General features: G+C 74.4%; 6 protein-coding genes and 2 pseudogenes. 5 read left to right on the top strand and 3 right to left on the bottom strand.

Annotated elements, in window-relative coordinates:
* Nucleotides 1–792: pseudogene (locus B0E53_RS29180) on the top strand (bifunctional [glutamine synthetase] adenylyltransferase/[glutamine synthetase]-adenylyl-L-tyrosine phosphorylase); the annotation flags it as partial.
* 72 nt (nt 793–864) lie between these two features.
* On the opposite strand, the pseudogene B0E53_RS29175 reads toward B0E53_RS29180, so the two are convergent.
* Nucleotides 865–2,246 (bottom strand): annotated as a pseudogene (locus B0E53_RS29175) (hypothetical protein).
* Nucleotides 2,247–2,291: 45 nt separating this feature from the next.
* On the opposite strand from B0E53_RS29175, the gene mptB (B0E53_RS29170) reads away from it, so the two are divergent.
* The 3 genes from mptB (B0E53_RS29170) (at nt 2,292) to B0E53_RS29160 (ending at nt 5,662) form a co-directional block, all read left to right on the top strand.
* Entirely contained in the window at nt 2,292–3,707 is a 1,416-nt protein-coding gene (gene mptB, locus B0E53_RS29170; RefSeq protein ID WP_210406256.1) for a polyprenol phosphomannose-dependent alpha 1,6 mannosyltransferase MptB, read from the top strand.
* Between the two features lie 12 nt (nt 3,708–3,719).
* A complete protein-coding gene (gene mptB / locus B0E53_RS29165) occupies nt 3,720–5,210 on the top strand; it encodes a polyprenol phosphomannose-dependent alpha 1,6 mannosyltransferase MptB (protein ID WP_107078948.1) in 1,491 nt (496 codons plus the stop codon).
* A gap of 155 nt (nt 5,211–5,365) precedes the next feature.
* On the top strand, nt 5,366–5,662 hold the full coding sequence (locus tag B0E53_RS29160) for a GYD domain-containing protein (RefSeq protein WP_107078946.1): 297 nt from the start codon (nt 5,366–5,368) through the stop codon (nt 5,660–5,662).
* Nucleotides 5,663–5,771: 109 nt separating this feature from the next.
* On the opposite strand, the gene glnA is transcribed toward B0E53_RS29160, so the two are convergent.
* Complete coding sequence (gene glnA / locus B0E53_RS29155; RefSeq protein ID WP_107078945.1) at nt 5,772–7,196, bottom strand: type I glutamate--ammonia ligase; 1,425 nt, start codon at nt 7,194–7,196, stop codon at nt 5,772–5,774.
* A gap of 326 nt (nt 7,197–7,522) precedes the next feature.
* Here glnA and B0E53_RS29150 point away from each other — a divergent pair, with 326 nt between their 5' ends.
* Nucleotides 7,523–7,909 (top strand): RDD family protein, encoded by a 387-nt coding sequence (locus B0E53_RS29150; RefSeq protein WP_246835657.1) that lies wholly within the window; start codon nt 7,523–7,525, stop codon nt 7,907–7,909.
* Nucleotides 7,910–7,975: 66 nt separating this feature from the next.
* Here B0E53_RS29150 and B0E53_RS29145 read toward each other — a convergent pair whose 3' ends face one another.
* Nucleotides 7,976–8,665 carry a DUF4191 domain-containing protein gene (locus B0E53_RS29145; protein ID WP_107078943.1) on the bottom strand — a complete coding sequence of 230 codons (690 nt, stop codon included), beginning with the start codon at nt 8,663–8,665 and terminating at the stop codon, nt 7,976–7,978.
* Between the last annotated feature and the right edge of the window lie 380 nt (nt 8,666–9,045).

Raw genomic sequence — 9,045 nt, 5'->3', positions numbered from 1 at the left:
GACGTGCTCTTCGTCTACGACCCGCCGCCGGGCGCGGACGAGCGGGCGGCCGGTGCCGCCGCGCACGCCATCGCCGAGGAGCTGCGCCGGCTGCTCTCCGCGCCGGCCCCCGACCCGCCGCTCGGGGTCGACGCCGACCTGCGCCCCGAGGGCCGGCAGGGCCCGCTGGTACGCAGCCTCGCCGCGTACGCCCAGTACTACGCCCGCTGGTCGAAGGTATGGGAGGCGCAGGCGCTGCTGCGGGCCCGGTTCGTCTGCGGCGACGCCGACCTGGGCGCCGAGTTCGAGGCGCTGGTCGACCCGGTGCGGTACCCGGCCGACGGGCTGACCCGCGAGCAGGTGGTGGAGATCCGCCGGATCAAGGCCCGGGTGGAGACCGAGCGGCTGCCCCGGGGCGCCGACCCGGCCACCCACACGAAGCTGGGCCGGGGCGGGCTCGCCGACGTGGAGTGGGCCGTGCAACTGCTCCAGCTCCGGCACGCCGGCCGGCTGCCCGCGCTGCGCGGCACGCGTACGCTCGACGCCCTCGCCGCGGCCCGGGACGCCGGGCTGGTGGATCCCGAGGACGCGGCCGAGATGGCGGCCGGCTGGACGCTCGCCGCCCAGGTCCGCAACGCGCTGATGCTGGTTCGCGGCCGGGCCGGTGACCAGTTGCCCCGGCACGGGGTGGAACTGGCCGGCGTGGTGCGGTTGCTCGGCGGGGACGACCCGGGCGAGTTCCTCGACGAGTACCTGCGCACCGGCCGCCGCTCCCGGGCGGCCATGGAGCGGGTGCTCGACGCCCCGGCCTGACCGGCCGCCCGCCTCGACCCGCGCGACCCGGCTCGCTGCCGCTTCTCGGCCGCGCCACGCCGGGCGCCCGGGTCAGCCGCCGAGGGTGTACGTGCCGGCGCGCGGGACGGTCACCGTCGTCCACTCGCCGTCGGGGGCGAGCGCGGCCCCGCCGGTGACGGTCAGCCAGCGGTCGTGGCGGACCCGTACCGGCACCGGGCCGGGGCCGGGGGCGCGGAAGGTCACCGTGGCGGCGTCCTGGCGGACCAGCTCGCCGGGCGCGCCGACCAGCGGTGTCGGGTCGGCGACCGCGTAGAGCCGCCAGTGCGGGTCGGACCAGACCTCGGCGAGGTACGGCAAGCCGGCCCGGACCAGTTCGGCCTCCGGCCGCCCCACCCAGGACAGCTCCACGTCGGGTACGGCGACGTACTGAACGGCGTTCTCCGCCAGCCAGGCGCGGTAGGTGTCGGCGGTCAGCGGGACGCCGGTGCCGGACGCGCCGGGAACGGTAGTGAAGAAGAGCGGGTTGCGGGCGATGTCGACCTGGCGCAGCCAGCCCCGGGCCAGCGGCACCTCGCCGAGGTGGGCGGCCTCCCAGTAGTTGCGGGTCGGTGGCACCTCCACCCGCCCGGTGAGCCCGCGCCGGTCCAGCTCGGCGCGGAGCGGCGCGAAGTACGCGGGGTCGGCCGTGGGATCGTCCGCGCTGGCCAGGTCGGCGGAGACCACGGGCGGCTGCCACCAGCAGACCGCCGCCAGCAGCGCGGCCAGCGCGACCGCCCCCGCCGTCCGCCGTCGCGGCCGGTTCTCGCCGTTCGCCCGGCCGGTGCTGGTCAACGGCGGCCGTGCTGCCGCCGGCCCCGGTTCGCCCGCAGGCCGCACGGGCCGGCGGTCGGTCAGCCGGCGGGGGAGCGCCGCGGCGGCGGCCAGCACGGGCAGCGCGAACATCACCACCAGCCGGGTGGCGTTCAGGCCCACCGGGGTGTGCAGCAGCGCCGCGGCCAGCACCCCGGCCGCCGAGAGCAGCGCCCCGGCCCGCCCTCGCCGAAGAACAGCCCGGTCACCGCGAGGGGCGCGGCGGCGGGCGCGGCGAGCAGCAGACCGTCGGCGTACCGGCGGGTGAGCAGCAGCGCGACGCCGGCCAGGCCGACGAAGAGCCCGGCCACCGGGCTGGCCGCGGAGGCGAGCAGGGTGGCCAGCCCCGCGAGCACCGCGCGCGACCACCGGGCGCGGCCGGCGGGGCCGGTGGGGCGGACCCCGAGCAGGGCCATCAGCGGCGGCGAGACCAGGCTGTAGCCCCACGGGTGGACGCCGCCGTACCAGCGCAGGTCGACCAGGGCGGCCCCGTGATCGGCGAAGAAGCCGGCCCGGGCCACCTGGGCGGACAGGTCCGAACCGGTGGCCGGCAGGGTGAGATACAGCACGGCGAGGACCAGCGCGGACGCGGCGGACACCGCCACCACCCGACCGCCCCGCATGCCCACCTCCTGATCGCGACCCACCGTACTGGCAGCATGTCCGGCGTGCCTCACCACCTCTCGCGCTGGATCGGTCTGGCGGGCTCGGTGCTGCTCGCCGTGGCCGCCTACCTCGGCGGCGCGCTGCCCCACGGTGACCTGCGCCCCACCCCGGTCAGCATCTGGCAGGGCCCGAACGGGCCCCTGGTCATCGCTCTCTGGCTGGTCGGCACCGCCCTGCTGGCCTGGGCCTGGTGGTCGCTGCGCGATCGGGCGCCGTCGACCCGCTGGGTGCTCGTCACGGTCGCGCTCTGGCTGCTGCCCATGCTGTTCATCCCGCCGCTGGGCAGCCGGGACGCGTACGCCTACGCCTGCCAGGGTGCCAGCTTCTCCGCCGGGATCAACCCGTACGAGCAGGGCGTGTCCGCGCTGCCCTGCCCCTGGCTGGACACGATCTCCTACATCTGGCGGGACACCCCGGCCCCGTACGGGCCGCTCTTCGTGGTGCTCTCCGGTGCGGTCGTCTCGGCCGCCGGGTCGCTGGCCGGCAGCGTGGCGCTGTTCCGGCTGCTCGCCGTGGCCGGGGTGGCGCTGACCGCCTGGGCCCTGCCGGTGCTGGCCCGCCGCTGCGGGGTGCCGCCGCAGCGGGCGCTCTGGCTGGCGCTGGCCTGCCCGCTGGTCCCCGTGCACCTGGTCTCCGGGGCACACAACGACGCGCTCATGGTGGGCCTGCTCACCGCCGGGCTGGCCGTGGTGGCGGCCCGGCCGGGCCGGCCGCTGCCGCTGCTCGCCGGTGGGCTGCTGCTCGGCCTGGCCGCCGCCGTCAAGGTCACCGCACTGGTCGTGGTGCCGTTCGCCGCGCTGGCCGCGATCGTCGGGCCGTACCGGATCCGGGCGCTGGTCCGCGACGGCGCGTGGGTGGTCGGCGCGGCGGCGGCCGCCGTGGTCGCCGTGACCCTCGCGGCGGGCCTCAACTTCGGTTTCATCAGCGGCCTGGAGCAGGGCGGGCTGGTCGTGGCCTGGACCTCGCCGCCCACCGCGGTCGGACAGACCGCCGGCTACGTCGCGGCGCTCTTCGGCGCGCACGTCGACGCGCTGCCGGTCACCCGGGCGATCGGCGTGCTCGCCCTGGTTGCGGTGCTGGTCTGGCTCTGGTTCCGGGCGCTGCGCCGCGGGGAGCCGTTCTGGCACGCCGGCCTGGCGCTGACCGCGACGGTCGCGCTCTCGCCGCTGTTCCACCCCTGGTACTGGACCTGGCCGCTGGCGGTGCTCGCCGCCACCGCCCGCCGGACCGGCTGGTTCTCGCTGGTCGCGCTGGTGTCGTCGTTCCTGGTCCTGGCCGACGGCACCGGCCTGCCCCGGTGGACGAAGATGCCCGGCGCGCCCCTGATGACGCTGTTGGTGATCGTGGTGGTGGTCCGGTTGGTACGGTCGGCTCGGGCGGCCCGCCGGCCGGTCCCCGCCGAGCGAGGAGCCGACTGAGGAGAGGTGCCGGTGAGCGAGCCCGGCGCGGTGCCCGACGGACCGGTCCGCCCGGTGGCCGCCGCGCTCGCCCGGTACGCCGGACTCGCCGGCGCGGTGCTGCTGACCGTCGCCGGCTGGCTCGGCGGCGCGCTGCCCGACACCCCGGCCGTGACCAGCCTCGGCGACGCCTGGCGGGCCCCGCACGGGCCGGCGGTGCTCGGCTGCTGGCTGGTCGGCACGGTGCTGCTTGTCGGCGCCTGGTGGTCGCTGCGCTGGGGCGCCCCGTCGGGCCGGTGGGCGTACCTGACCGCCGGGCTCTGGCTGCTGCCGCTCCTGGCCGCGCCGCCGCTGGGCAGCCGGGACGTCTACTCGTACGCCTGCCAGGGTTGGTCCTGGACGCACGGCGCCGATCCCTACCGGGTCGGGGTGGTGGCCGCCGGCTGCCCGTGGGCGGACAGCGTGTCGGCGATCTGGCGGGACACCCCGGCGCCGTACGGGCCGTTCTTCGTGCTGCTGGCCGGCCTGGCCGTGCTGCTCGGCGGCGGCCTGGTCGGCGCGATCGTGCTGCTGCGGGTGGCGGCCGTGACCGGGGTGCTGCTGGCGGCGCTCTGCCTGCCCGGGCTGGCCCGGGCCGTCGGAGTGCCGACCCGGCGGGCGGCCTGGCTGGCGCTGGCCTGCCCGCTGGTCGGGGTGCACCTGGTGGCCGGCGCGCACAACGACGCGGTCGGCCTGGGGCTGCTGCTGTCCGGCCTGCTCGTGCTGGTCCGCCGGCCCGGCCGGCCGCGGGCGCTGGTCACCGCCGGGGTGCTGCTCGGGCTGGCCGTGGCGGTGAAGGCGGTCGTCGTGGTGGTGCTCCCGTTCGCGGCGCTCGCCGCGGTACTGGGCCGCTACACGTGGCGCGCGCTGCTGCGTGACGGCGGTTGGCTGGCCGGAGGAGTGCTGGCCACGCTGGTGGTCACCAGCCTGGCCACCGGGCTGGGCCTGGGCTGGATGCGCGGCGTGGCCCGCAGCGGCGACTCGGAACAGTGGACCTCGCCGCCGACCGCGGTGGGTCTCGTGGTCGACTACGCGGGCGCGCTGGCCGGCCGGGAGCCGCAGGCCGTGCCGGTGGTCCGGGCTGTCGCGCTGGCCGTGCTCGCGGTGCTGCTGGTGGTGCTCTGGTGGCGGGCCTGGACGGCGCTGCGCCGGCTGGGCGACGTCCGGCAGCGGGCGGTCGGGCTGGCCGCCGCCCGGCCGCGGGTGACCCTGGCCGGGGCCGGCCTGGCGCTGGCCGCCACCGTGCTGCTCGCCCCGGTCTTCCACCCCTGGTACGCGACCTGGCCCCTCGCGCTGCTCGCGGTGGCGACGGTCGCGGTGGCCCGGACGGTGTGGTTCGTGGCGCCCTGCGCGGTGGCCTCGGTGCTCACCCTGCCGGACGGCACCAACCTGGCCCGGTTCACCAAGGCGCCGGGGGCGATCCTGATGACCGCGCTGGTGGTGGCGGTCGGGGTGGCCGCGATCCGGGCCCGCCGCGCCAGCTGAATTCCCCGACGTGGTGGGAGGCGGCGGCCTGGACGGCGCGCTACCGGCAGTTCGGGGCATTCACCGACCCGGACCGGTTCGCCCAGTGGTTCGATTATGGCCTTTATGCCCGTAATTAACCTTACGATGAGGTCTCTTCATGGAGGTAGGGGACCATGCCGACGTATGTCGCGTTGCTGAACTGGACCGATCAGGGGATCCGTGGCTACAAGGACACCGCGAAGCGCGCCGAAGCCTTCGCCGCGGCGACCCGGAATGTCGGGGCGGATCTGGTGAACATCTACTGGACCGTGGGTCCGTACGACCTCGTGGCCGTCATCGAGGCGCCCGACGACGAAACCGCCGCCGCGGCGCTCCTGCAGCTCGGCGGGGCGGGCAACGTCCGTACCACGACCCTGCGGGCCTTTGGCCGAGACGAGATGGCGGGCATCATCGCCAAAACCGCTGGCTGAAGCCCTTCCGAGCACGACGGGCCATCGATCGCACACGGCGATCGACGGCCCGTCGAATGTACCCAGGGGGCGCGCAGGGCGCCTGATCCCTGTTCAGAGGGTTGTCAGGTCAGCAGTCGAAGTACATGGCGAACTCGTGCGGGGTCGGGCGCAGGCGCACCGGGTCGACCTCGTTGGCCCGCTTCCACGACACCCAGGTGGAGATCAGGTCCGGCGTGAAGACGCCGCCGTCGAGCAGGTAGTCGTGGTCGGCCTCGAGCGCGTCGAGCACCTCCGGCAGCGAGCCCGGCACCTGCTTGACGTCGCCCCACTCCTCCGGCGGCAGGTCGTACAGGTCCTTGTCGATCGGCGCCGGCGGCTCGATCTTGTTCTTGATGCCGTCCAGGCCGGCCATCATCATCGCCGAGAAGGCGAGGTACGGGTTGCTGGACGGGTCCGGCACCCGGAACTCGACCCGCTTGGCCTTCGGGTTGTTGCCGGTGACCGGGATCCGGGTGCAGGCGGAGCGGTTGCGCTGCGAGTAGACCAGGTTGACCGGCGCCTCGAAGCCCGGCACCAGGCGGCGGTAGGAGTTGACCGTCGGGTTGGTGAAGGCCAGCAGCGACGGCGCGTGGTGCAGCAGGCCGCCGATGTACCAGCGGGCGTTGTCGGAGAGGCCGGCGTAGCCGGTCTCGTCGTAGAACAGCGGCTCGCCGTTCAGCCACAGGCTCTGGTGGGTGTGCATGCCGGAGCCGTTGTCGCCGAAGAGCGGCTTCGGCATGAAGGTGGCGGTCTTGCCGTTCGCCCAGGCCTCGTTCTTCACGATGTACTTGAAGAGCTGGAGCTGGTCGGCCGAGTGCAGCAGGGTGGAGAACTTGTAGTTGATCTCCGACTGGCCGGCGGTGCCGACCTCGTGGTGCGAACGCTCCACGGTGAAGCCGGTGTCGACCAGGCGGCGGACGATGCTGTCGCGCAGGTCGGCGTAGTGGTCGACCGGCGGCACCGGGAAGTAGCCGCCCTTGTACGCGGTCTTGTAGCCGCGGTTGCCGCCCTCCTCCTCCCGGCCGGAGTTCCAGGCGCCCTCGATCGAGTCGATGTAGTAGAACGACTGGTGGGCCGAGGTCTCGTGGCGGATCGAGTCGAAGATGTAGAACTCCGCCTCGGCGCCGAAGTAGGCGGTGTCGGCGATGCCGCTCGCGGCGAGGAACGCCTCGGCCTTCTTCGCCACGTTCCGCGGGTCCCGGGAGTACGCCTCGCGGGTGAACGGGTCGTGGATGAAGAAGTTCAGCGCGAGGGTCTTCTGCGCGCGGAACGGGTCGATGAAGGCGGTCGCGACGTCCGGCAGCAGGAGCATGTCCGACTCGTGGATCGCCTGGAAGCCGCGGATCGACGAACCGTCGAACGCGAGGCCGTCGGTGAAGAGGCTGTCGTCGACGGACTCGACCGGCAGGTTGAAGTGCTGCATCACGCCGGGCAGGTCACAGAAACGTACGTCGACGAACTTCACGCCCTCGTTCTTGAGGTATCGCAGGAGTTCCTCGGGATTGGCGAACACACGTCCTCCTGGCAGGTCCACTCCGGTGGCTGGCTACCTGACGAAGCTATGGCGGTGGGGTTGCCCGGCCGTGTCTCCCCTGTTTCCGCCGTGTTACGTCCCTCGCGCAGCGTCATCCCCGACCGCTCAGCCGCCGCCGGCTCTCCGTTCGGACGATACCCGCTGCGCCGGTCTGCTGCTGATTGATGGCTTTGGTCCTGTTTCCCGTCCCGTGCCGAACCGGCGTTCCCGGGCAGTGACCGACACCCCTGCCCGCCGCGGCGCTCCCGGCTCCGGACCGGCCGCTGGCTACCCTGGCCGCTGTGACCGATACCGCCGCCGCGCCGGTGCCGCCCGCCGCGGACCCGACCTTCACGCCCCCGAGCCTCGGCCGCCGCTTCGGCGCCCTGGTCATCGACTGGGTGCTCTGCCTGCTGATCGCCAACATCTTCGCCGACCCGGTCCGGGACGGGTGGTCCCCGGTCCTGGTGCTGATCCTGGAGTACGGCTTCTTCCTCGGCCAGTTCGCCCAGACCCCCGGCATGTACGTGACCCGGATCCGCTGCCTGTCCTGGGCCGACGGCGGCCGGATCGGGCTGGTCCGGGCGCTGCTGCGCGGCGTGCTGCTGGCCCTCGTGGTGCCCGCCCTGATCATGGACGGGCACCGGCGCGGCCTGCACGACCGGCTCACCGGGTCGGTCGTCGCCGACGCCCCCCGCCCCGCCCGCCGCTGACCCCGGCCCGCACGACGAAGGAGCCGGCCCCGCGCGGGTCCGGCTCCTTCTCGCGTACGACGGGGGTCAGCGACCCCGGGTCTGGCGGAACGCGCCCCGCGGCGGCCGCATGTTCTTCGGGATCGCGCCCTTGGGCATCTGCGGGCGGGCGGTGAGCGCCTTGAGCCGCTTGTCGAGGGCGTTGACGTCCTTGGGGGCGAGGCTGCGGGGCAGCCGCATCAGCGTCATCCGCAGCTTGCGGATCGGCAGCTCGCCCTCGCCCTGGCCGATCACGTAGTCGTGCAGCGGGGCGGAGCCGATCACCTTGGCCAGCCGGCGCTTCTCCTGGCCGAGCAGGCCGCGCACCCGCTGCGGGTTCCCCTCGGCCAGCAGGATCACGCCCGGCCGGCCGATCACCAGGTGCACCATGTCCATCTGGGTGGTGGAGCTGACCGCCGGGGTGACCCGCCAGTCGCCGCGCATGCTCTCCATGATCTGGGCCGCCGCGCCGGGCTGCCCCTCGGCGGCGTTCATCATCGCCTTGTTGGACCGCAGGTTGAGCACGACCAGCACGGCGAGCAGGGCGAGCAGGATGCCGATGGGCACCCAGATCCAACCCCAGAGAAGCACCGCGACCACGGTGAGCGCGAGCGGGATCAGCACCGCCGCCGCGGTCAGCGGCGCGAACCACCGGTCCTGCTTGGCGGTGAACTGGAACACCATCCCGATCTGCTTCAGCCGCTGGCCGAACGAGACCTTCTCCTGGGGCTTTGCCATGCCGCAGAGTCTAGTGGGCGCCGCGCGAGCCGTTGATCCGTGGCCGGCCCTCCGCCGCGCGGCTGAGTACCTTACGTCCGCGTGGGGCCGCTGAGGCCCCAGGGTAAGGAGGGGGAACGGCCGAAGATCAGGCGGCGCACCCATGCCCCGGGGGCACCTTCGCGCGGAAAGTCGGTGTCGACAGCGAAACAGCGCCCGACAGGAGAACCGAGATGTTCGGCAACGACGCAGACCTGCTCCTCAGCATCCACCGCAGCCACGCCTCCGAGCTTCAGGCCGACGCGGCCCGCGACCGGCTCGCCCGGTCCCTGCCCCGCCGCCACCCGCGGAGCTGGCTGGGCCGCAGGCAGCACACCGCCCGCGCCACCGACGCCCGCCGG

The sequence above is a fragment of the Micromonospora sp. MH33 genome (assembly GCF_003013775.1).
Classification (GTDB): Bacteria; Actinomycetota; Actinomycetes; order Mycobacteriales; family Micromonosporaceae; genus Micromonospora; species Micromonospora fulviviridis.
Note: the sequence above shows the minus strand (reverse complement) of the source record. Positions and strands in the feature narration are given on the sequence as shown.